This window comes from Alkalibaculum sporogenes, from assembly GCF_009362815.1.
Classification (GTDB): Bacteria; Bacillota; Clostridia; order Eubacteriales; family Alkalibacteraceae; genus Alkalibaculum_A; species Alkalibaculum_A sporogenes.
In genome coordinates, this window is the sequence record NZ_WHNX01000004.1 from 121,307 (window position 1) to 144,134 (window position 22,828).

General features: G+C 30.2%; 23 protein-coding genes. 20 read left to right on the forward strand and 3 right to left on the reverse strand.

From position 1 onward, the window contains the following. Window positions 1-11: 11 nt before the first annotated feature. The 5 genes from GC105_RS03600 to GC105_RS03620 are packed head-to-tail and all read left to right on the forward strand — an operon-like array spanning window position 12 to window position 6,916. Window positions 12-2,120, forward strand: a complete 2,109-nt coding sequence (locus tag GC105_RS03600) for a homocysteine S-methyltransferase family protein (RefSeq protein WP_152801788.1) — start codon at window positions 12-14, stop codon at window positions 2,118-2,120. A gap of 50 nt (window positions 2,121-2,170) precedes the next feature. Continuing rightward, a complete protein-coding gene (tsaE, locus tag GC105_RS03605) occupies window positions 2,171-2,644 on the forward strand; it encodes a tRNA (adenosine(37)-N6)-threonylcarbamoyltransferase complex ATPase subunit type 1 TsaE (RefSeq protein WP_152801797.1) in 474 nt (157 codons plus the stop codon). After that, on the forward strand, window positions 2,641-3,354 hold the full coding sequence (gene tsaB, locus GC105_RS03610; protein ID WP_152801799.1) for a tRNA (adenosine(37)-N6)-threonylcarbamoyltransferase complex dimerization subunit type 1 TsaB: 714 nt from the start codon (window positions 2,641-2,643) through the stop codon (window positions 3,352-3,354). The genes tsaE and tsaB overlap by 4 nt, the downstream gene beginning before the upstream one ends. Window positions 3,355-3,409: 55 nt before the next feature. After that, complete coding sequence (locus GC105_RS03615) at window positions 3,410-4,492, forward strand: metallophosphoesterase family protein (protein WP_152801915.1); 1,083 nt, start codon at window positions 3,410-3,412, stop codon at window positions 4,490-4,492. Continuing rightward, window positions 4,493-6,916, forward strand: coding sequence for an ATP-binding protein (locus tag GC105_RS03620; protein ID WP_152801801.1), 2,424 nt, complete (start codon window positions 4,493-4,495; stop codon window positions 6,914-6,916). A 59-nt stretch (window positions 6,917-6,975) separates the two neighbouring features. Here GC105_RS03620 and GC105_RS03625 read toward each other — a convergent pair whose 3' ends face one another. Then, the gene (locus GC105_RS03625) at window positions 6,976-7,176 is read right to left on the reverse strand and encodes a DUF378 domain-containing protein (RefSeq protein WP_207706931.1); all 201 of its coding nucleotides are present in this window, start codon (window positions 7,174-7,176) and stop codon (window positions 6,976-6,978) included. Between the two features lie 184 nt (window positions 7,177-7,360). Here GC105_RS03625 and GC105_RS03630 point away from each other — a divergent pair, with 184 nt between their 5' ends. The 9 genes from GC105_RS03630 to GC105_RS03670 all read left to right on the forward strand — a co-directional run bounded on the left by GC105_RS03630 (window position 7,361) and on the right by GC105_RS03670 (window position 15,174). Further along, entirely contained in the window at window positions 7,361-7,795 is a 435-nt protein-coding gene (locus GC105_RS03630; RefSeq protein WP_152801804.1) for a C-GCAxxG-C-C family protein, read from the forward strand. 118 nt (window positions 7,796-7,913) lie between these two features. Further along, window positions 7,914-9,002 carry a tRNA 2-thiouridine(34) synthase MnmA gene (gene mnmA / locus GC105_RS03635; protein ID WP_281350067.1) on the forward strand — a complete coding sequence of 363 codons (1,089 nt, stop codon included), beginning with the start codon at window positions 7,914-7,916 and terminating at the stop codon, window positions 9,000-9,002. An 80-nt stretch (window positions 9,003-9,082) separates the two neighbouring features. Beyond that, on the forward strand, window positions 9,083-9,751 hold the full coding sequence (locus tag GC105_RS03640; protein ID WP_152801808.1) for a response regulator transcription factor: 669 nt from the start codon (window positions 9,083-9,085) through the stop codon (window positions 9,749-9,751). Continuing rightward, window positions 9,752-11,038, forward strand: a complete 1,287-nt coding sequence (locus tag GC105_RS03645; RefSeq protein ID WP_152801810.1) for a sensor histidine kinase — start codon at window positions 9,752-9,754, stop codon at window positions 11,036-11,038. Window positions 11,039-11,061: 23 nt separating this feature from the next. Continuing rightward, complete coding sequence (locus tag GC105_RS03650; RefSeq protein WP_152801812.1) at window positions 11,062-12,285, forward strand: CapA family protein; 1,224 nt, start codon at window positions 11,062-11,064, stop codon at window positions 12,283-12,285. A gap of 3 nt (window positions 12,286-12,288) precedes the next feature. Then, complete coding sequence (gene rimI, locus GC105_RS03655; RefSeq protein ID WP_152801814.1) at window positions 12,289-12,726, forward strand: ribosomal protein S18-alanine N-acetyltransferase; 438 nt, start codon at window positions 12,289-12,291, stop codon at window positions 12,724-12,726. Continuing rightward, the gene (locus GC105_RS03660; RefSeq protein ID WP_152801816.1) at window positions 12,726-13,400 is read left to right on the forward strand and encodes a TIGR01906 family membrane protein; all 675 of its coding nucleotides are present in this window, start codon (window positions 12,726-12,728) and stop codon (window positions 13,398-13,400) included. Before rimI ends, GC105_RS03660 begins: the two co-directional genes overlap by 1 nt. Continuing rightward, complete coding sequence (gene tsaD / locus GC105_RS03665; protein WP_152801818.1) at window positions 13,390-14,427, forward strand: tRNA (adenosine(37)-N6)-threonylcarbamoyltransferase complex transferase subunit TsaD; 1,038 nt, start codon at window positions 13,390-13,392, stop codon at window positions 14,425-14,427. The genes GC105_RS03660 and tsaD overlap by 11 nt, the downstream gene beginning before the upstream one ends. Before the next feature lie 240 nt (window positions 14,428-14,667). Further along, window positions 14,668-15,174, forward strand: a complete 507-nt coding sequence (locus tag GC105_RS03670; RefSeq protein ID WP_152801820.1) for a ferritin — start codon at window positions 14,668-14,670, stop codon at window positions 15,172-15,174. A gap of 79 nt (window positions 15,175-15,253) precedes the next feature. Here the strand turns inward: GC105_RS03670 and GC105_RS03675 are convergent, their stop codons facing one another. Beyond that, window positions 15,254-17,170, reverse strand: a complete 1,917-nt coding sequence (locus tag GC105_RS03675; RefSeq protein ID WP_152801822.1) for an ABC-F family ATP-binding cassette domain-containing protein — start codon at window positions 17,168-17,170, stop codon at window positions 15,254-15,256. Between the two features lie 140 nt (window positions 17,171-17,310). On the opposite strand from GC105_RS03675, the gene GC105_RS03680 reads away from it, so the two are divergent. From GC105_RS03680 to GC105_RS03690, 3 genes are all read left to right on the forward strand, one after another. Continuing rightward, complete coding sequence (locus tag GC105_RS03680; protein ID WP_152801824.1) at window positions 17,311-17,955, forward strand: redox-sensing transcriptional repressor Rex; 645 nt, start codon at window positions 17,311-17,313, stop codon at window positions 17,953-17,955. Window positions 17,956-18,105: 150 nt separating this feature from the next. Then, complete coding sequence (gene glnA, locus GC105_RS03685) at window positions 18,106-19,428, forward strand: type I glutamate--ammonia ligase (RefSeq protein ID WP_152801826.1); 1,323 nt, start codon at window positions 18,106-18,108, stop codon at window positions 19,426-19,428. Between the two features lie 162 nt (window positions 19,429-19,590). Next, the gene (locus GC105_RS03690) at window positions 19,591-20,160 is read left to right on the forward strand and encodes an ANTAR domain-containing response regulator (RefSeq protein WP_152801828.1); all 570 of its coding nucleotides are present in this window, start codon (window positions 19,591-19,593) and stop codon (window positions 20,158-20,160) included. A 29-nt stretch (window positions 20,161-20,189) separates the two neighbouring features. Here the strand turns inward: GC105_RS03690 and GC105_RS03695 are convergent, their stop codons facing one another. Continuing rightward, window positions 20,190-20,630, reverse strand: a complete 441-nt coding sequence (locus GC105_RS03695; protein ID WP_152801830.1) for a hypothetical protein — start codon at window positions 20,628-20,630, stop codon at window positions 20,190-20,192. Window positions 20,631-20,724: 94 nt separating this feature from the next. Here GC105_RS03695 and GC105_RS03700 point away from each other — a divergent pair, with 94 nt between their 5' ends. The 3 genes from GC105_RS03700 (at window position 20,725) to groES (ending at window position 22,804) form a co-directional block, all read left to right on the forward strand. Beyond that, entirely contained in the window at window positions 20,725-21,588 is an 864-nt protein-coding gene (locus tag GC105_RS03700; protein WP_152801832.1) for a DNA-3-methyladenine glycosylase family protein, read from the forward strand. A gap of 61 nt (window positions 21,589-21,649) precedes the next feature. Next, window positions 21,650-22,327 carry a DUF554 domain-containing protein gene (locus GC105_RS03705; RefSeq protein ID WP_152801917.1) on the forward strand — a complete coding sequence of 226 codons (678 nt, stop codon included), beginning with the start codon at window positions 21,650-21,652 and terminating at the stop codon, window positions 22,325-22,327. A 192-nt stretch (window positions 22,328-22,519) separates the two neighbouring features. After that, the gene (groES, locus tag GC105_RS03710; protein WP_152801834.1) at window positions 22,520-22,804 is read left to right on the forward strand and encodes a co-chaperone GroES; all 285 of its coding nucleotides are present in this window, start codon (window positions 22,520-22,522) and stop codon (window positions 22,802-22,804) included. Window positions 22,805-22,828: the final 24 nt, after the last annotated feature.

The following is a 22,828-nucleotide window of genomic DNA, read 5'->3' on the forward strand; positions in this document are numbered from 1 at the left end:
GAGATTAAGTTATGTCCATTTTAGATAAATTAGGAAAAGAAATAGTATATATTGACGGTGCGTTAGGTACTATGATTCAATTAGAAGCTCCTGATATAATAGTTCCAGATGAATTAAATATAGAACGACCTGAATTGTTGAAAAAACTACATGCAATGTATTTAGGCGCAGGTGCCAATGTAATTACGACTAATACTTTTGGTGCTAATGATTACAAGTTAATAGAGAGTAAATATACAGTAGAAGATATCATTACAAGTGGTGTTCAAAATGCTAGGGAAGTAGCAAAGAGTGCTTATGTAGCATTAGATATTGGACCTTTAGGTAAAATGATAGAACCCCTGGGTAAAGTGACTTTTAATGAAGCTTATGAACAGTTTAAAAAACAAGTTGTCGCCGGAGCGAAAGCAGGATGTGATTTAATTTTAATAGAAACCATGTCGGACATATTAGAAGCAAAAATAGCTATACTAGCAGCCAAAGAAAATTGCGATTTGCCAGTTATATGTACTATGACTTTTAATGAAAATGGTAAAACCTTTACAGGGGTAGACCCTATTGCCATGGTTGCTGTTTTAGAAGGCTTAGGAGTAGATGCATTGGGAGTTAATTGCTCTTTCGGTCCAGATAAGTTGATGCCAATCGTAGAAAAAATTATAGAGTATGCATCTATACCCATCGTCGTACAACCTAATGCTGGGCTTCCTATTATGAAAGATAATAAAGTAACTTACGATATCGATAAAGAAACATTTGCATTATATATAAGACAGATGGTTGAATTAGGAGTTTCAATTGTTGGAGGATGTTGTGGAACTTCTCCAGAACATATTGCCCAGTGTGTGAAGATTCTAAAAGGTATGGAATTGAAAAAGCAAGAATCTAAAGATTTAACAATAGTCACTTCAGCAAGAAGTGGAGTAGTATTTGAAAATATTACTGTGATAGGTGAGGCTTTAGTTCCAACAGGGAGAAAAAAATATACTCAGGCTCTTGAAAAAGGTAAAGATATGTTTTTTTATTCATCTGCAAAACAGCAGAAAAAACTAGGTGCACAAATAATAAACATAAATGTTAGTACTCCTGGCATAGACGAAAACGCAGCTATGATCAAGGGTGTAAAAAGGATATCTAGTAGTGTGGATATTCCCCTACAAATTGATAGTATACATCCTCATATTATTGAGCAAGCTTTACGTTATTACCCAGGAAAAGCAATTATAAATTCAGTAAATGGTACTGAGGAGAGTATGAATAAAATATTTCCTATAGCAAAGAAATATGGAGCATGTGTAATAGCTATGACATTTGATGAAAGCGGTCTATTTCAAAGTGTAGAGAGCAGATTAGATATTGCCAAAAATATAATAGAACGTGCAGCAAAGTATGAAATATCTAAGAAAGATATAATAATCGACTGCTTATCTTTAAGTGCTAAAGCTTATCAAGACAGGTTATTAGATACATTAGAATTAGTTAGTCGAGTAAAGTGTGAAATAGGTGTACAAACTATGTTAGGTGTTTCAAATATATCTTATGGTTTGCCAGAGAGAAGTATATTAGATAGAACTTATTTGGCTATGGCATTATCTAGAGGATTAGATATAGTGATGATGAGTGTCTATGATAAAGAAATGATAGAGACAATCGACGCTTTTAATGTTATCAGCAATATAGATAAAAGTGCAATTAATTATAGAACTAAATACTCTCCAGAAGATAATATAGCGGATCACATTCAATTAGCTAACAATCAACTAAAAATATTACTAGCATCTGTAAAAGGAGATACTGTTAATAATGGAAAAGATGTATTAAAAGAAGAATTGCAACAAGTTGGTTATCAGGTACAGGATTTAGGTTTAAATGTAGAAAAAGACGAAATTCTACATAAAGCTACAGAAGAAAAAGTAGACTTAATAGGATTAAGTGCATTTGCTCCAACCTCATTAGAAAGTTTAGAAGATACAGTTGCTTATATAAGAAAACATGATCGATCTATAAAAATAATGGTGGGTGGAGCATCAGTTAACGAAGAGTTTGCTAAGCATATAGGAGCAGATCTATATGCAAAAGATGCTATAGAGACTATTAAAAAGCTAGAAGAATTGCGATATTAATACCTAATGCTACAGAAGATTACTGCTAATAATTTTACAAGGAGAACACTATGAAATTAAGATCTAATTCACCAAATGAAACTTATGACTTGGGGTTCACTCTAGGTAGCTATATAGAATGGGGTCTAATAGTATGTATTGAAGGCGAAATGGGTGCAGGAAAAACAGCACTATCACAGGGGATTATTAGAGGGCTAGGGGTAGTAGAAAAATATATTACTAGCCCTACGTATACTTTAGTTAATGAATATAAAGTACGCGATTTATCAATTTATCATTTTGATGTATACCGAGTAGGAGATTATGATGAGTTGTCTGCCATTGGATTTGAAGAATATTTTAATGAGGGAAGTATAGTTGTTATTGAGTGGGCAGATATGATACGTGAGAATTTGCCTGATAACAGTATATGGATTAATATTGAAAGAGTAGACCATGAGAATCTAAGAGAGATCTCTATTAAAGGAATAGAAAAATTAAAAAAACCATTACGAGAAGAGTTAAGAAAGTGGGAGAAAATATGAAGATATTAGCTATAGATACTTCTACAATTGTATCGTCAGTAGCTTTAATAGATGATAAAAAACTGTACAGTGAGATTACTATTAACTGTAAAAATAAAAATCATTCTGAAAGATTGATTTTATTAATTGACGAAGTATTAAATAACTCTGACTTAAACATTAAAGATGTAGATGTATTTTCTTGCAATATTGGACCTGGCTCATTTACTGGACTTAGAATAGCTATTGCAACGATTAAAGGCTTAGCTCAGAGTTTAAAAAAACCTGTTATAGGCGCTTCAACCTTAGAAAGTCTAGCCTATAATTTGCCATATGCTCAAGGTATAATATGTCCTGTTATGGATGCGCAAAAAGACGAGGTATATACTTGCTTATATAAATGGAATCAGGGACAATTAGTAGCGATTACAGAACAGTCGGTTTTCACAGTAGCAGAGCTACTTAATGTTATTAAAAAACAAGATGAAAGAGTTATTTTGCTTGGTGATAGTCTAAATAAGTTTTCCCCAGAAGTATTAGAAGAGTACAAAGATAAAATTCTTATAGCACCAATTGGAGATAGAATGCCAAAAGCATCGTCACTTGGTAATTTATCTTTGGAATTAGTAAAAAAAGGATATCAAGTAGACCACACACAAATAGAACCAAATTATATGCGTAAATCCCAAGCTGAAGAACAACTAGCTCTAAAAAACAAAAAGAAAGTTTAGATAAGAATCTTCTAGTAAAGATTAAGGACATAATTAATATGGGGGATTAATGCAATTGAAAATAAAATTTATTCATACTGCCGATATTCACCTGGGAAGTAGATTTAATAATGCAAGTTTTCCTGGGGATATAGCAAAAATTAGAAGACAAGAAATGTGGAGTACTTTCCACGATATAGTAAGTTTAGCACATAAAGAAAAGGTAGATTTTTTATTTATAAGTGGAGATCTATTTGAAAGCGAACTAATTACTTTAGGTGATCTTAAAAGAATTAATGAAGCATTTAAGTCTATTCAAGATACTCAGATATTGATAACACCAGGAAATCACGATACATATGGCGAAAAGAGTCCATATAAACTCATAAGCTGGTCTGAAAATGTCAATATATTTAAGGCGCAAGAATTATCTTTAATAGAATTTACAGACCTTAATACTAATATTTATGGATTTGCTTGGAGTGAAAAATACATATCTAATGAATTTAGATATAATATGGATCCTTTGGATAAGGATAAAAATAATATTCTAATGCTCCATGGTGATATATATAATAAAAAATCTAATTATTTCCCAATTGATAAGAACTACTTAAAAAAGCTTAGCTTCGACTACGTAGCACTAGGACATGTACACAAACCTGATATTCAAGAAAATGGTATAGTTTATCCTGGGAGCCCAGAACCTCTGGATTTTGGAGAAATCGGATCACATGGAGTAATACTTGGACAATTGCAAGATAGTAGAGTTCAAACAAAGTTTATTACAATGTCAAAGAGACAGTTCCTAAATGAAGAGCTTTATTTGCATCCTGAAATGACTTATCAAGAAATAATTAATATTATTCAATCTTATCATGGAAGAGAAAGAAACTTATACCGATTAAGTCTACTAGGACTTGTAGATTCAGATATCGATATGGACCAAGTCATTAATGATGTGAATAAAGAATTTTATTATATAGAGATAAACAACCAAGTTGAACCAGATTACGATTTGGATAAAATTATGAATCAAAACTCTGATAATATAATTGGTCTGTTTATTAAAGAAATGAGAAAAAAGGATTTAGAAGATATAGAAGTTAAAAATGCGCTTTATTTAGGCCTTCAAGCGTTGTTAAAGGAGAAGGTGTAAATGTATATAAAAAAGTTAATTATATCATCATTTGGAAAGTACGAAAATGAACAGATAGAATTTAAAGAAGGAATCAATATTGTATACGGAGAAAATGAATCGGGTAAGTCTACAATCCATAAATTTATTGAGGCAATGTTATTTGGCTTTTTTAAAGATCAGAAAGCTAGAAGAGCATACAGTGACGATTACAATAAATATTTGCCTTTACACACAAATAAATACGGCGGGATATTAATATTTAATGATCAAGGGAAAGAGATAAGAATTGAGAGAAACTTACTTAAGGGTAAGGACAAAGTAATAATATATGATAATAATACTGGAGAAGACATAAGTAATAAGTATTATTATGACGTGTCAACCAAGCTTTACGCTCCCTTTGATGACAGTGTAATGAATCGTAGAATATATAAGAACACTATTAGCATATCTCAACTTGGATGTGGTACTAGTAGTGACTTGATAGAAGAATTAAAAGATAAGTTGATAAATCTAAATGATAGTAAGAGTGATTTATCTGTACGTACTGCAATTTCATCCTTATCAGATAGCTTATATGCTTTGGGAACAGAGAAAAGGAAGAATAATTCACCAATGTATGAAATGCAGACGTCACTAGAAAAACTCCAAAAGGATCGAAACATGATCATTGAAAACATGGATAAAGTTTCGACTATGGTGAGTGAAATTAATATTCTAGATTCGAATATAGAAAAAAATACAATGATAAAAGAGAAGTATTCTAACGATATCAAAGCTTTGAAGTATCAAAAAGAACGTATAAGGTTAGAAGAATACAATAGAAAATTAGATGAGAATAATAATTTGTTGAAAGAAATGCGTGAAATAAAATGTTTTAACGTATCTGAAAAAGATTATAAGCATTTGAAAAAGAATATGGATGAAATAAACATGTTACAAAAACAGGTTGTAAGTGGAATTGAGAAAAAAGAAAAGTGTAAAAATGAAATTAGTAAAATAGAACGTACTTTACCAAGAGGCCATTCGCTTTATAAAAATAGAGATTTTAAATTGGATTACAATGAAATGCAAAATCTTAATAATGAAAAAAATATTCTAGTGTATAAAAGACAAAATAGTAATCAGGTTCTTTTAGAGGACAAGTTAAAAAAAGATAGAGAAGATTTTCAGAAGTATTGTATTATTTTTGTTTTAAGTTTATTATCTAGCATAAGTAGTATAATACTTGGCTTAATACATGATCCTTTATTATATGTATTCCTGTTATTTTTGCCAATAGCCTATTTAAATTATAAAAAGTTCAATCATAGAAAGAAAGAAATAAGTATTGTTAAGAAACAACTGCTCGAAATGCAAAATACATATGAGGAATTAAAACTCCGATTAGAAACTGTTGAAATTAATATTAATAATATAATAAAAAAATATGATTGCAAATCTTATGAGGAATTCATAGGAGAATATTATCAGAATGCAAAGGACACAAGTGCTCTAGACAAGGTGAAAGAAGAACTCATTATTCTTAGAGAAAGAAATAAAAATATTGACGATAGTATAGAGTTTCTTGAAGAAGAGATAAGAAAACTCAAGGATGAAAACTACAGTTTACTTGAAAAAAACAATGTTAATACTTTAGAAGAATTTGAAGAAAATATAAATAATATTTTAAGACGAGATCAGTTAAAATTAAAATCAGAGAATAATAAAATAGTATTAAAAAATATCATACCCATAGAAGAATTGCAGAAAGTTATTAGCAATGTAGAGATTCATACATCAACAGAAGAACGTACAGTTTACGATGATTTAGATAATTTAATGAAATATGAGACCTCTGCCAATGAAAAAATAAAATCTATGGAAATAGAAAAATCAAAATTAGAAGGACAAATAGAAACTTTAATATCTCAAAACGCTAGTTTGCCAGATGTAGAGAATGAAATTATATTTATAGAAAATGAGATATTGAAATTACGTAGCAAAGAGAAATCATTACAGTTGGCTATAAGCACTATACAAAATATTTCTGAAGAAATACATAATGAACTTGCACCTGAATTAAATAAATTATTAGGTGAAATTATAAGTAAAATAACAGGGAAATACCAAGTACTAAAAGTCGCAAAGGATTTAGATATAAAAGTTGAACATCCTATAGATAATCAATTAATAGATTTAAATAAATTGAGTTCTGGAACATTAGATCAAGTGTATTTTGCATTTAGAATGGGACTAAATCAATTCCTAAACAAGTCAGAGTTTCCAATTTTGCTAGATGAGTCTTTTATTCAGTACGATGATAATCGTTTAGCAAATACTCTAAAATATTTAACTGATAATAATAAAAAAAGACAAATATTAATATTTACATCACAAGATAGAGAAGTCAGAATTACTGAGAAATATACTCTACAATATAATCTTATTAAACTACACTAATATAATTAGGGTCCCTCTTTAAGTGACCCTAATTAACTTTTCTATCAAATCACACAATATTATACTTTTTCTTCTCCTACAAGCATTTTTATGGAATATAAACCAGCTATTCCGATAATAGCATAAATGATTCTACTTAACATAGCTGATTGACCTCCAAATACTGCTGCGACTAAATCAAATTGAAAAAATCCAATCAGGCCCCAGTTTATAGCACCGATAATAACTAATAATAATGCAAATTTATCCATATATTTCATCTCCTTTATTAGAAAATCAATATTAGTATGTGTAGAAAAATAAATTTTATCAAAATAATTTTATTAAAATAATTTTACTATGATTTATTTAACTAATCTTGATATAATCTTCTATTAATATCTATTTGAATAGTACTAAGATGGTATAATTGAAAAAGATTAATATATTAAAGGAGGATAATCCATGTTAAAAGATATGGCTATTAGTTATATAGAAAGTGAACTCAAATACGGTGAAGAAAGGAAACTATATCACTTTAACTGTGCAGAAACATTGTTATGTGCTTGTAACGATACTTATAATTTAGGTTTAGATAATAAAGTCTTTAAGGCTATTGTGCCTTTTGGTGGAGGGTTTTACTCTGAAAAAGCGTGTGGTGCATTAACAGGAGCTATAGCAGCTTTAGGGATAATGTTCTCAGAAGATAAACCTACTTCTAATGATAAATTAAAAGAGATAACTAGGAGATGGGTGAAGGTATTTGAAGATGAATTCGGAAGTACTGAGTGTAAAGATATAAAAAAAACCCATAGAGATGAAGTAACAGGCTGCGGGTTGGTAATGATAAGAGCTGCAGAATTATTTGAGAAGGAAATTAGAGAAAGTCAAAGTATTTAAGATGCACTTTGAGATATGATGCTATAGTAATCATTGACTTTAAGAACTAATTGACGCATTAACATATTAATAATAAAATAGAACGAAGAAAAAAGTTAAATATAAGAGGTTGATTCAATTGAGCAAAAAAACTAGAGTGGTAGTAGGCATGTCAGGTGGAGTAGATTCTTCCGTGGCTGCTTTATTGTTAAAAGAACAAGGCTATGATGTTATTGGCATATTTATGAAAAACTGGGATGAAGAAGATGAAGAAGGAGTATGTACAGCTACCCAAGATTATGAAGATGTAGTTAAAGTATGTAACAAAATAGGTATCCCATATTATACAGTAAATTTTGTGCAAGAATATTGGGACAAGGTTTTTTCTTATTTTCTAGAAGAATATAAAAAAGGTAGAACTCCGAATCCAGATGTTCTATGCAATAAAGAAATTAAATTTAAAGCTTTTATGGAATATGCTTTAAAAGTTGCTAAGGCAGAGTACCTTGCCACTGGTCACTATGCTCAAGTAGCGTATGAAGATGGTTATTATAAACTTCTTCGCGGAATAGATAGTAATAAAGACCAAACATATTTTTTATGTCAACTAGGTCAAGGACAATTAGCAAAAACTATGTTTCCTATTGGTAATATGGAAAAGAGTGATGTTAGGATGATTGCTGAAAGAGAAGGACTTATCACTGCAACTAAAAAAGATTCTACAGGAATATGTTTTATAGGTGAGAGGAATTTTAATCAGTTTTTAAACAATTATCTGCCTGCTAAAGAAGGGCGAATTATGGATTTAGAGGGCAATATTAGGGGTAAACATTCAGGGTTAATGCATTATACATTAGGTCAAAGGAAAGGTTTAGGAATTGGTGGCCAAGGAAGTGGAGAACCGTGGTTCGTTGTAAAAAAAGATCTTAAATCAAATATATTATATGTAGTACAAGGAGCAGAACATCCAGAGTTATTTTCTAATGGATTAGTTGCTACTAATATGAACTGGATTAAAGGCAGTGCACCATCGATGACATTTGATTGTACAGCTAAATTTAGATATAGACAATCTGATCAAAAGGTTAAAGTAGAAGTTATGGAAGAAAATAAAATAAGTGTAAATTTCAACGAAAAACAAAAAGCCATTACCCCAGGTCAAGAAGTAGTACTCTTCAATGGAAAAGAGTGCCTAGGAGGCGCAACAATTGATCAAGTAATTAAATAAAGTTTACTTTATTTTAATACTAAATTAAGTTTTTAATGATATCTTATTGGAATGCCATTAGATATATTAAGGAGAGAAAAATGAAAGTACTTTTTGTTGAAGATGAAAAAAAAGTTACGGATGCTTTACAAGAATTATGCAAAATTCAAAATATTGAATGTGATATAGCAAATGATGGACAAGAAGGGTTGATATACGCTCAGTCAAGTATATACGACGTTATAGTTTTAGATATTATGTTGCCATTTAAAAGTGGTATCGAAATATTAAAGGAAATAAGATCTGAAGGAAATAACACCTCAGTATTACTTTTAACGGCCAAAGATTCTTTAGACGATATCGTTAAGGGCTTAGATGCAGGTGCGGATGATTATTTAGTAAAACCTTTTGCTTCAAAAGAATTATTTGCACGTCTAAGAGCATTAGGTAGAAGGCTAGAAAAGGAATATGTAGAGGGTTTAATAACAATAGGGAATGTTGAATTTGATTTGATCAATTATAATATAAGAATAGATGGAGAACCCATAAAGGTTACTTACAAAGAGGCTCTTCTTCTTGAGATGCTAATTAAACGACCAGAACAAGTTTTTACTAGAGAGCAAATTTTAGATAGAGTATGGGGTTTTGATAGTGAGGTTAATGAAAATAACATCGAGATTTATGTTCATAATCTGAGAAAAAAACTTAAAAACACTAATCTTAGAATTGATACTGTTCGGAGTGTTGGATACACCTTGAGGGTATCATAAATGTTTAAAAAATTACATTTAAAATTAACTTTCACAAATGCATTGATTCTCATATGTTTCTTATTTATGTTTTCCTATTCTATAGTAGGTATTTCTTCTATGGCACTTGATAGGACCTCTGAAAATTCTTTAAGACAAAGATCACTTCAATTAATAAGTTTGAGTAAATCATTAGATAGCTTCGAACTTGTAGTTATAGATGATAGGAATTCTCGTGTCGATGGAAACATACTTGGAAATGTTATGGACATACACCATGTAATTTGGAATAATAATAAAAAGTTATCAACTTTAAATATAGTAGACGGTGAATTAATCAATGTATTGTTCGATAAAGCTTTAAATACTTTTAAAAATAAGGATGAACAATTTAAGATTATTAAAGCAAATGGCCTAAGCTATAGAATGTATTCTCAGTATTATGAATTGCCTAGCGGAAGAGGTGGTGTAATTCAAATATTTCAATCAAGAGAAGTAGATAATTATATACTCAATCAATTATTTGTTGTAATTATGATTATAGGCTCAGTAAGCATAGGAATATTGATTTTTATAAGCTCCTATTTAGCTAAAAAATCTCTAGAACCGGTAAGGTTATCTTATGAAAGGCAAAAAGAGTTTATTGCAGATGCATCACATGAATTACGTACTCCTTTAACGATAATGAGGACAAATTTAGATTTGTTGTCCATGAAAGAAAATGAAACTATAATTGAAAATAAAAAATGGTTCGACAATATTTATAGTGAGACAGAAACAATGGCAAAACTGGTTCACAATTTACTTACACTAGCGCAAGTCGATAATAATCAGGTGAACACACGATCTGAAATTGTAGATTTATCAGTATTGACTCAAAAAACATGTGATAAATTAGTGCTGATGGCAAGTGAAAAAGATATTTCATTTAAGAGTATTATTGCTGATAATGTTATGGTAAAAGGTGATGTAAATAGATTAGAGCAGCTCATTGTAATACTTATAGACAATGCTATTAAGTACACAACTACAGGAGGAGAAATTCTTGTAAGTCTAATGACTACGCCAGAAAAAGCATATCTAAGTGTTAAAGATAATGGCGTTGGGATAAGTAATGAAGACAGGGAAAAGATTTTTGAACGTTTTTACCGAGTAGATAAAGTTAGATCAAGAGAACAGGGTGGGGTTGGATTAGGTTTAAATATTGCTAAATGGATTATTGCAGATCATAAAGGAACAATTGAAATTAAAAGCAAATTAGGAAAAGGTAGTGAATTTATCGTTGGGCTAAACAAAAAGAATCGATAAATACGTTTTATGGAGGAAGTAAAATGAGTAAAAGAATACTAAAAATCGTTATTATTTGCATAATTATTGGAGTAGGTCTAGTTTCAATACCTCAGCTATTTTCTAGTGAGAGTTCTGAAAGAATTATTGAACTATCTAGTAATCCTCCACAAAAGGAATTAATAAAACAAGTTTTTTCAGATCCATCTGGTACGTATAAAGGCGATACTGAAAGAGTCACTATTAGCGCTAATGGCGATATTATGTTTCATGGAGTTCAAATAAGTAGTGCCTATGAGAATGGTAGTTACAATTTTGATGATAACTTTAAACATGTAAAAAAATACATCCAAAACGCTGATTTAGCTTTAGGAAATTTTGAAACTACTACTGCCGGAGGACAACCTACTGGTTATCCTGTGTTCAATGCACCAGATGAGACCCTTAAAACTTTATCCGATGTAGGTTATGATGTATTAGCTACTGCAAATAATCATGCATTAGATAAAGGGAAAAACGGTATAATTAGAACTATTGAAAAGATAAATGAAAATAATATGGTCAATGTGGGGACATATACAGAACCTGGAGAACACATCTATATCACAGAAATAAATGGTATAAAAATCTCTATATTGGCGTACACTTATGGTCTAAATGGTATGGATAGTTTGTTGACTAATGAAGAGAGAGATTATATGGTCAATCTGATTAGAGAAGATAAAATTAAAAAAGATATCGAAAGATCAAAGGAATTGGGAGCAGATTTCACTATAGCATTTATGCACTGGGGAAACGAATATCAGTTAACACCATCGAGTTACCAAGTTGAGCTGGCAAATGATATGTTCTCCTGGGGTGCAGACATTATTCTTGGAAGTCATCCTCATGTTATACAAAAATCTGAGATAGTAGAAGTTGATGGAGAGATGAAGTATATTATTCATTCAATGGGAAACTTTATATCAAATCAGAGAAGAGAAACATTAGGCTCCATTGCTAATAAAAATTATACTGAAGATGGGGTTATAGTAAACATTACTCTTGAGAAAGACTTCTTATCTGATAAATCAAAAATACACAGTGTAAATTATATACCTACATGGGTAAATAGGACTGGAAGTAGTAATAATTATAAATATGAAATTCTACCGGTGAAAGATGCTTTAAATTACAATCTCAGTAATGAAATAAAATCAAAATTAGAAGAATCCTATAAAAATACTATGGGCAAAATGAAGTTATATAGAGATATAAGTGGGAATTAAATTATGATAGAGTTTTTAAGCTTACAAGAAAAAGATCTAGATAGAATCCTTCAGATAGAAAACCATTGCTTTAAGGTTCCTTGGAGTAGGAATATGTTCCTAGAGGAACTAGATAATCCTTTAGCGGATTATACAATCATCAAGGATCACGGAATTATAGCTGGATACGTAGGAATGTGGTTTGTTTTAGATGAAGCACATATTACTAATATAGCGGTTCATACGGATTATCAAGGTAAAGGATTTGGAGGAAGACTATTATCATATATTATAGATAAGGCTAAGATACAAGGAATTACAAGTATGACATTAGAAGTGAGAAGGAGTAATATTTCAGCACTTTACTTATATAATAGGTTTAACTTTGTCAATTGTGGAATACGCAAAAATTATTACGAAGATACTAGAGAAGATGCAATAATCATGTGGAGGGATTTATAGTGAAAAAAATAGTCGTATTAATATTAGCGATTACTATACCTATTTTTGTGCTTTTGACTTGTACAGAGTTAATAGTAAAGTGGGATGATTTTTTTTATAAACAATATAATGCAAATAGTGTAGAAGAAGCTACTACAATGGAAATAGACGATCTTATGAAAGTTACTGATGAAATTCAAGACTACTTATTAGGGGATAGAGAAGATTTTTTAATTACTGGTGTAATAGATGGCCAATCACAATTAGTTTTTAATGAGAGAGAAATCATACATATGGAAGATGTAAAGGATCTTTTTAATGGTGGTATTATGATTAGGAATATATCTTTTTTATTAATATTAATTTCATCCATTTATTTATGGAATAAAGACAAGAAAGCTCTATATAGATCAATGATCTATAGTGCTATTGGCTACTTTACTCTAGGAGTTATTTTAGGGATACTATTATTAAGTAATTTTAATAAATACTTTGTAATATTTCACGAAATCTTTTTTAGAAATGACTTTTGGATGTTAGACCCGAGTAATAGTGTGTTAATTAATATGGTTAATATAAACTTCTTTATGAATATTGCTGCATTAATACTAGGTAGCAGTTTGCTTATTGTGATTTTAATTGGTATTTTCGGTAAAATAATTCTTCATAAGAAAGGAAACTCTTATGAAAGATAAAGATGTATATATATTAGGAATAGAGTCTTCATGTGATGAGACAGCAGCTTCAATAGTAAAAAATGGACGAGAAAGCCTATCAAATATCATTTACTCACAAATTGAAATACATCAGCCTTATGGTGGTGTAGTTCCAGAGGTAGCATCTAGGAATCATATTAAAAAGATTGATATTATTGTAGATAAAGCTCTAGAGGAAAGTGGGCTTACATTAAATGATATGGACGCTGTAGCTGTGACTTATGGACCAGGTTTAATAGGTAGCTTATTGGTAGGGTTATCATTTGCTAAAGCATTATCCTATAGTGTTGACATACCGTTATTAGGGATTAATCATATAGAAGGACATATATGTGCAAATTATATAAATAACTATCATGTAATGCCGCCATTTATTACTCTTGTAGCATCAGGAGGTCATACAAATATTGTAGTTGTTAAAGATTATGGTGTATATGAGGTTTTGGGTCAAACAAGAGATGATGCAGCAGGAGAGGCTTTTGATAAAATATCTAGGTCTCTAGATTTAGGGTACCCAGGCGGACCTGCTATAGACAAAGCAGCTAGTAAAGGAGATTCTAGTTTTATTAATTTCCCAAGATCTTATCTGGAAGAAGACTGTTTTGACTTTAGTTTTAGTGGATTGAAATCTGCTGTTTTAAATTATTTGAATACGTGCAAGATGAAAGAGATACCAATAGAGACTAACAATATTGCGGCAAGTTTTCAAGCAGCAGTTATTGACGTTTTGGCAAGTAAGGTTATTAAAGCTGCATTGGATACTCAAATATCTACTATTTGTTTATCTGGTGGGGTAGCTCGTAATAGTTTGTTACGTAGTACTCTTGGCACTATGACTTCTGACCTAGGGTTGAAGCTTCATTTTCCAGAGCCGGATTTGTGTAGTGATAATGCGGCGATGATTGCTAGTGCAGGGTATTTTAAGTTTATTAAAGAGGAGTATTCACACTTTGACTTAAATGCTATAGCAAACTTAAAAGTTAAAGAGCCTGTGGATAATATTTGAATTAATTTGTCGAAATCAATGATAAAATAAAAGAATTTGTGGATAAAACACAGAAACAAGAATATATAAGAAAATTGTCCTGCAAAATTTGTGGATAAGGCTGTGGAAAAGTGGACATTATTAGTTGAAGATTAGAGTAAAAAGTTAGACTACTCAATATATTTTCACTATTCATGTTTCTAATAATGATTACAAGGGTAATCTATAGTATGAATATTATATTGATGAAGGGGAGATATTATGTTAAGTCAACGATTAACAGAAGAAATAAATTTACAAATTAAGTATGAGTTTTTTTCGGCACAGTTATATCTATCTATGGCGTCATATTGCGCAGATAATGACTTGCCTGGGTTTGAAAATTGGTTTATAATGCAAGCAGAAGAAGAGCGTTTCCATGCTATGAAGTTTTATAATTACTTAAACAGCAGAGGTGCTAAAGCAATAATCACAGGATTTGATGATCCTAAAGTGGATTTTGAAGATTTAATGGATTGCTTTAAGTTTGGATTAGAGCACGAGAAATTTGTAACTTCAAGGATGTATCATCTAATGGATATATCTCAAGAAGAGAAAGAATACGCATCAATCAGTATGCTAAATTGGTTTATAGATGAGCAAGTCGAAGAAGAAGAGAGTTTTAGTAATATTATTGCTCAATTAAAGTTTATGGGTACTGGTTCAGATGTAGTGTATAGATTAGACAGAGAATTAGCTGCAAGAGCATTTGTGCCGCCAGTAGAGTAGTTTTAAACCCGTGCAACCATAGATAAATTTCATAGTATTTTTCTATGGTTGTGAACTTTGGGAAAAGACGTGTTAATTATCAATTTTCAAGGATTTCTAAGGTGCTTTGTTTTTCTGCCCATAAATTTATTATATTATCTAAATCTTCTTTTATTTTGTCGTATTGATTTGTAATGTTTGTAGAATTGTCAAAGTCTTCGTAGAAGTTTTCTTTACACATAAGTTCTTCTATTTCTTTTATTTGGGTTTCAAGTGTGGAGATTAGTGATTCTAAATCTGAAATCTCTTTTTTAAGTTCTTTAAGTTTTTGTTTTTCTATATTTTCTTTTTTTCTTAAATTAGTTAATTGGGTTTTTGTCATCTTAGTATCTATGGTACTTTCTTCTTCTATCATACGAGCTTCATCTATCTTATTAAGATAATAGTCATAGTTACCTTGAAATATTGTGATGCCGTTATTGTCTAGTACTAAGAGCTTGTCTACTACCCTATTTAAAAAATATCGATCATGAGAAATTAGTAGAACAGTACCAGTATAATTTTCAAGTGCATTTTCTAATATATCCTTTGTTTCCATATCTAAATGATTTGTAGGCTCATCCATTAACAAGAGATTAGATTTAGACAACATTAATTTTGCTAAGGAGACTCTACTAATTTCGCCTCCAGATAAAGAATGGATTTTCTTATAAACATCTTCACCTGTAAACATAAATGCAGCTAAGAAACTGCGAATTTCTCCCTCTTTAGCTGAAGAACTTGCCTGCCACACTTCTGTTAAAATGTCATTGTCTCTAATTAAATCTTCATGTTCTTGATGGAAAAAACCTATATTTACATTATGACCATATATTACTTCTCCTTCATCTTGTACAATATCACCTTTTATAATATTTAATAATGTAGTTTTACCAGTTCCATTTGCACCGATAATCCCTACTTTTTCTCCACGTAAAATATTAAAATTTACATTTTGAAATAGCATGTTTTTATCAAATGATTTTTTTAAGTGAATTGCATCTAAGACAACTTTACCGCTTGTTACTTGTGGTTCAAATCGAATCTGTGCTTTTTTGTGAAAATCCATAGGTTTTTCTAATATATCAATCTTCTCTAGCATTTTTTCTCGACTTTCTGCTCTCTTAATACTTTTTTCTCTATTATATTGTTTAAATCTTTTTATTATTTCCTGTTGTCTTTGGATTTCCTTTTGTTGTATATCATAATGATGTAATGAAGTTTCTAGATTTTCTTTTTTTCTTTGTAGGTATTGTGTGTAATTTCCAGAATACTGCGTTAATTTATTGTTTTCTATTTCAAATGTTTTATTAACTAGTGCATCCAAAAAATATCTATCATGTGATATGATAACAAGAGCTCCATTATATGAATCAAGATAATTTTCTAACCAATGAATTGCATTCATATCCAAGTAGTTAGTCGGTTCATCTAATAAAAAAAGTTCAGGCCGTAATAATAGTAGTTTTCCTAAAGCGACGCGAGTTTTCTGACCTCCACTCAGTTCTTTGATTTTTTTTTGCTGATCTTCGTCATTAAAACCAAGACCATTAAGTACACCACGTATGCGGCTTTGCACCTCATATCCACCTTGATTTTCAAAGGTTTCCACTAATATAGAGTATTTATTCATAATAGGATCTAGGTCTTTACTTATACTCATAAGTTCTTGGTACTTGTGCATCTCCTTTTCTACAGCAAGTAAATCTTGAAACACATGTAACATTTCGTGATAAATATTATTATCTTCATTGAGATCTAAATTTTGTGATAAGTAACCAATTGATATATTTTTATTTATGTTAATTTCTCCAGAATCAAATTCTAAATTATTGGTTAGAATTTTAAAAAGAGTTGATTTACCAGAGCCATTTCTACCTACAATACCAATACGATCGTTTCTATCTATTTTAAAAGTAATATTTTCTAATATTAAAGTAATTCCAAAGCTTTTTGTTATACTATTACAAGTAAGCAATTGTACACCTCCAGTTTCATAATACTTTATTTTAACAGAAATTTTAAGAAAGATAAACGTTTAATTTGACAATAGGTATTAGTGTTGCTATAATAATAATAAAAATTTCTTATAGATTTGTTTTTGGAAGGAGTATTTTAATGCAGAGAAATTCAGTAAAGGTATCTATGGCAGTAGTAAGAAGATTACCAAAATATCATAGATATTTAGGAGAACTAATAGAAAAAGATATTCTGAGGATATCATCAAAAGAACTAGGAAAGATAATGGGTTTAACTGCATCACAAATACGTCAAGATTTAAATTGTTTCGGAGGTTTCGGACAACAAGGCTATGGATATAATGTAGTGGAATTGTATAAAGAAATTGGTCATATACTAGGATTAGACAAAGAATATAAATGTGTTATCATCGGAGCAGGTAATTTAGGTCAAGCGATTACTAATTATGAAGGTTTTAGAAGAGAAGGCTTTAAATTGATGGCTATGTTTGATATTAATCCAAGGTTAATAGGCAATACAATTAGAGATATTAAGATTAGCGATATTTCAGAGTTAGAAGAATATGTTGTTGATAACGATATTGTCATTGGAATTATATGTGTGCCAAAAGAAAATAGCCAAGAAATAGCGGATACACTTGTAAAAGCAAATGTAAGAGCAATATGGAATTTTTCACCGTCAGATGTGAAAGTACCAGAAGACGTTGTTATCGAAAATGTAGCAATTAATGAAAGTTTATATACTTTGACTTATTTAATTAATGAAGATAACTTAGATATATAATTGACTTAGATTAGTTAGATGTGTATAATATCATCAAGTAAATATATGGCTGTGACATTGACGTCTATGATGAGATTATGCTCATGCATGGGCGTTTTTTTGAATACTTGGAATCAATAAATAGTATAATAAAATGGGGAGGAATGCATAATGACAAAGCAAGAAGTGCTACAAGAAGCAAAAGAATTGGGGGTTGAGTTTATTCACTTACAATTTACAGATTTAGTAGGTGTAATGAAAAATTTATCTATCACTATTGAACAATTGGAAAAAGCATTAGATGGGGAATTAATGTTTGATGGTTCATCAATTGATGGTTTTGTAAGGATAGAAGAGTCAGATATGTATTTACGGCCAGATTTAAATACATTCGTAGTATTCCCTTGGAAACCACAAGTTGGTAAAGAAGCTAGATTAATATGTGATATATATAATCCAGATGGTACTGCTTTTGAAGGATCACCAAGACAAATATTAAAAAAGATAGTAAAAGAAGCAGAAGATATGGGATACACTATGTTTGTAGGTCCTGAGTGTGAATTCTTTTTATTTGAAATAGGAGAAGATGGTGCACCAACTTTAAAAACCCATGACAATGCAGGATATTTTGATTTAGCTCCTGTAGATTTAGGCGAGAGTGCAAGAAGAGATATGGTAATTACCTTAAAAGAAATGGGATTTGAAATAGAAGCTTCTCATCATGAAGTAGCACCAGGACAACACGAAATCGACTTTAAATATGCAGATGCACTAAAAGCGGCAGATGATATTATGACATTTAAAATGGTTGTCAGAACTATAGCTCAAAGACATGGATTACATGCTACTTTTATGCCAAAACCAATATTCGGCATTAACGGATCTGGAATGCATATTAATCAATCTTTATTTAAAGATGGAGAAAATGCATTTTATGATAAAAATGCAAAGTATCAATTAAGTGAAACTGCAATACAATATACTGCTGGATTAATAAAACACGCTAGAAGTATGGCGGCACTTACAAATCCAACAGTTAACTCATATAAAAGACTAGTACCAGGTTATGAGGCACCAGTATATATTGCCTGGTCACCTAAAAACAGGAGTCCATTAATAAGAATTCCTGCTAAAAGAGGAGCTTCTACTAGAGTAGAAATGAGGAACCCTGATCCATCTGCAAATCCATACTTAGCCCTTGCAGCTAATTTAGCAGCTGGTCTAGACGGTATTAAAAACAATTTACAAGCACCAGAACCTGTATTCTCGAATGTATACGAAATGACTGCTGATGAGAAATACGATAAAGATATAGAAAGTTTACCAGGTACATTAATCGAAGCTATTGAAGAACTCAAGAAAGATGAATTAATGATGAAGGTATTAGGTGATCATGCCAAAGTTAAATACGTTGGAGCTAAATTACGTGAATGGAATGAATATAGTACAAAAGTATCCCAATGGGAATTAGATCAATACTTAACTAGTATATAATGTTGTAAAAATCTCATTACAATAATATTACTTTACGGTATGTTTACCATAAAAAGGCTTTATTTAGTAAAGCCTTTTTATGAATTCTTTTTATTTATTAAATAATGAATAGTATAACTAAATTCATAGATATAAGTTGGTCGTAGAAGGTGGGTGAGGTGAATGTTACAGAATATTATACTATGTATAAATAATAAAACTAATGAGAATAGTATCACATCTAATTTAAAAAAAATCGGATATAATGTGCTCATCTGTGATGATGGTAATAGCCTTATCCGTATGGCTAGATCTAGGAATATCGATCTTGTATTATTAGATGATGAGGTTAAAGGAATAAGAGCAATAGATATTGTCAATATAATATCTTCAGAAAAGATATGCCCAGTTGTAATAATGTCTAATCAGTATGGAACAGATTATCTCAATTGGATTGAAAAAGGGTGGGTATATACATACGTAAATGTACCATTAGAAAGATATGAACTATTAAAAGTAGTACAAGGAGCTATTGCAACTGGTCAAAGGCTTTTAGAGTTAGAGAGAGAAATACAAAAATTACGAAACGAAATAGCTCAACGAAAGACTATTGAAAAAGCAAAAGGAATTGTAATGGAAAAGCGCAAATGCTGTGAGGATGACGCTTATAAATATTTAAGAAAAACTAGCATGGATAAGGGAATTTCAATTGAAAATATTTCATTAGCAATCATAAATAAATATTGCAAATAAAAAGTAGTGGAAGATTCCACTACTTTTTATTACTTGTATTTTTCATATTTCATATCAGAAATTTTAATAAATCCAAATAATACTGGCAAAGTATTGGTAACAATAGGTACAAATTGTTTAATTGTAAAAAACAAGTAAGTCTTATCTAAAGTTATACTTGGAATGAAAAAAATGAGTTTTAAAATATTTAAAATTATAATTGTAATACATATTAAATACTCTAGAAACTTATTTTGTTTTCTTACTCTAATTAAGATAATACTAATTAGGCCTAACAATACTGATAAAACTAAGAATATAATAAATTCTATTATGCTAGCACTGCCTAATGGTAAATCTAATAAAGTAAACGTGTCTGTAATTGCGAAGTAAGAAACAAATTCGATAAAATATCCTATGATTAAAATTACTAACAATAACAGTTGAATTAATGTTATTATAAATGTCTTGTAAGTTTTTTGTTCAAACATAATTCTCTCCTTAATAACTTATATATATATACTTATTGTACCAAAATATAATGAATTGTGGTAATATTATTAGAAAAAGTAATGGGTGGATACTATGATAAAAGAATTAATAGAAAGTAATAGTGGTTTAACTTTAAAAGTTGATTGCTTAAACTTACAGCAGACATTTGAATGTGGTCAGTGTTTTAGATGGGATATAAATGATGAAGGTAATTATATAGGTATAGCTAATAATAAAGTTATTGAAATACGTCAAAATAGCGACTATGTTGACATAGTCAATATAAACAAGCAAGAATTTAATAGTTTCTGGCATAGTTATTTTGATTTAAACAGAGATTATCAAAGTCTTATAAATAAGATATCTAATGAAAATGTAATGATTAAAGCTACAGGGTATGGAAGTGGAATTAGACTGTTAAACCAAGATGAATGGGAAACTCTTATCTCTTTTATAATTTCTGCAAATAACAATATTCCAAGGATTAAAAGTATAATTCAAAGTTTTTGTGAAAGCTTTGGTGATAAATTATACTACAATGGAAGAACTTATTATTCATTTCCAACTCCACAAAGTTTGAAAGGTATTACTGTGGCAGATTTAGATCAAATTAAAAGTGGCTATAGAGCAAAATATATAGTAGATGCAGTAAACAAAGTAAATGAAGGTGTAGTGGACTTGTATAAGCTTAGTAATATATCCACGGAAGAAGCTCGAAAAGAACTACTAAAAATAAAAGGTGTAGGACCAAAAGTAGCTGATTGCATATTGTTATTTTCAATGAGTAAGTATGACTGTTATCCAATGGATGTATGGATTAAGAGAGTAACTGAGAATTACTATTTTAACAGAGAAGCAAGTTCAAAAGAAATACAAGAATTAGCACAAAATTATTGGGGTGATAATGCTGGATTTGCTCAGCAGTATTTATTTTATTACGCACGAAATAATATGTGAAGGTAATAAAGTGAATAATCAATAACATAATCTTACAATTAATTACTGGAGTGTGGAAAAATTGACAGGAAATTTATTAAATGTATTTGCAATTCTACTAGGAGGTATTCTTGGAACGGTCTTTAAAAGGAGAATTCCAGAAAAAATAAACCGAATAATGATTGACGCACTAGCACTAGGAGTAATGGTTTATGGTATATCAGAAGGAATCAAGATGTCAAATCCGCTTATAATATTTATAAGCCTTGGATTTGGAGCTATTATTGGTGAATTAATAGATATAGAAAGTAAATTGAATCAATTAGGTGATTATTTACAAAGTAAAATGGTTAATAGTAATAACATATCACAAGGCTTTGTTTCATCTTCTTTACTTTTTTGTGTAGGTGCAATGTCAATAATGGGTGCGTTACAAAGTGGATTACAGGATAAACACGATATTTTAATAGCAAAATCTTTTTTAGATGGAATCATGTCAATAATCTTTGCTTCAACTATGGGAATTGGAGTATTGCTATCCTCTATTACGGTATTCATGTATCAGGGGAGTATTATATTATTATCTGAGATAATAAAGCCCTATCTATCTAATTCAGTTATTAATGAGATGACAGCAGTAGGAGGAATATTAATATTTGCTATAGGTATTAATATTTTAGAAATTAAAAAATTAAAATTAGGGAATTTACTACCAGCTTTATTTATTCCTATTATTATACATATATTCTACCCATTCTAAAATATACTTCGTCCATACATAGATTAAACAGTCTTTTAGTCTATTATCTAAAAATGAGAATAAAAAGAAAAATACATGGTAAAATATAGTTGACTTTTACAGTTATGTTTTGTATGATTGTATATGAATTAGCACTCATTCGAATCGAGTGCTAACAGGAAAATGGATAAAATTTATAGAGGAGGTCTTTTAATGAATCTTAAACCATTAGGCGACAGAGTAGTAATTAAAGTAAAAGAAGAACAAGAAAAAACTGCAAGTGGAATCGTTTTGCCAGGTAGTGCAAAAGAAAAACCACAAGAAGCAAAAGTAATAGCAGTAGGTAGTGGAGAACTAATAGACGGTAAAAAAGTTGAACTTGAAGTTAAGGCTGGAGACAATGTAATATATTCTAAGTACTCTGGAACTGAAGTAAAAGTTGAAGGTGAAGAATACCTTATTGTTAGACAAAGTGATATTCTAGCGATTGTTGAGTAATATTAATTTTGAATATGAGGAGGA

Bases quoted from the DNA above. Each gene is read 5' to 3' on its own strand.
- GC105_RS03600 (WP_152801788.1), top strand. From the start codon at position 12: ATGTCCATTTTAGATAAATTAGGAAAAGAAATAGTATATATTGACGGT.
- tsaE (WP_152801797.1), top strand. From the start codon at position 2,171: ATGAAATTAAGATCTAATTCACCAAATGAAACTTATGACTTGGGGTTC.
- tsaB (WP_152801799.1), top strand. From the start codon at position 2,641: ATGAAGATATTAGCTATAGATACTTCTACAATTGTATCGTCAGTAGCT.
- GC105_RS03620 (WP_152801801.1), top strand. From the start codon at position 4,493: ATGTATATAAAAAAGTTAATTATATCATCATTTGGAAAGTACGAAAAT.
- GC105_RS03625 (WP_207706931.1), bottom strand. From the start codon at position 7,176: ATGAAATATATGGATAAATTTGCATTATTATTAGTTATTATCGGTGCT.
- GC105_RS03630 (WP_152801804.1), top strand. From the start codon at position 7,361: ATGTTAAAAGATATGGCTATTAGTTATATAGAAAGTGAACTCAAATAC.
- GC105_RS03640 (WP_152801808.1), top strand. From the start codon at position 9,083: ATGAAAGTACTTTTTGTTGAAGATGAAAAAAAAGTTACGGATGCTTTA.
- GC105_RS03645 (WP_152801810.1), top strand. From the start codon at position 9,752: ATGTTTAAAAAATTACATTTAAAATTAACTTTCACAAATGCATTGATT.
- GC105_RS03650 (WP_152801812.1), top strand. From the start codon at position 11,062: ATGAGTAAAAGAATACTAAAAATCGTTATTATTTGCATAATTATTGGA.
- rimI (WP_152801814.1), top strand. From the start codon at position 12,289: ATGATAGAGTTTTTAAGCTTACAAGAAAAAGATCTAGATAGAATCCTT.
- tsaD (WP_152801818.1), top strand. From the start codon at position 13,390: ATGAAAGATAAAGATGTATATATATTAGGAATAGAGTCTTCATGTGAT.
- GC105_RS03670 (WP_152801820.1), top strand. From the start codon at position 14,668: ATGTTAAGTCAACGATTAACAGAAGAAATAAATTTACAAATTAAGTAT.
- GC105_RS03680 (WP_152801824.1), top strand. From the start codon at position 17,311: ATGCAGAGAAATTCAGTAAAGGTATCTATGGCAGTAGTAAGAAGATTA.
- glnA (WP_152801826.1), top strand. From the start codon at position 18,106: ATGACAAAGCAAGAAGTGCTACAAGAAGCAAAAGAATTGGGGGTTGAG.
- GC105_RS03690 (WP_152801828.1), top strand. From the start codon at position 19,591: ATGTTACAGAATATTATACTATGTATAAATAATAAAACTAATGAGAAT.
- GC105_RS03695 (WP_152801830.1), bottom strand. From the start codon at position 20,630: ATGTTTGAACAAAAAACTTACAAGACATTTATAATAACATTAATTCAA.
- GC105_RS03700 (WP_152801832.1), top strand. From the start codon at position 20,725: ATGATAAAAGAATTAATAGAAAGTAATAGTGGTTTAACTTTAAAAGTT.
- groES (WP_152801834.1), top strand. From the start codon at position 22,520: ATGAATCTTAAACCATTAGGCGACAGAGTAGTAATTAAAGTAAAAGAA.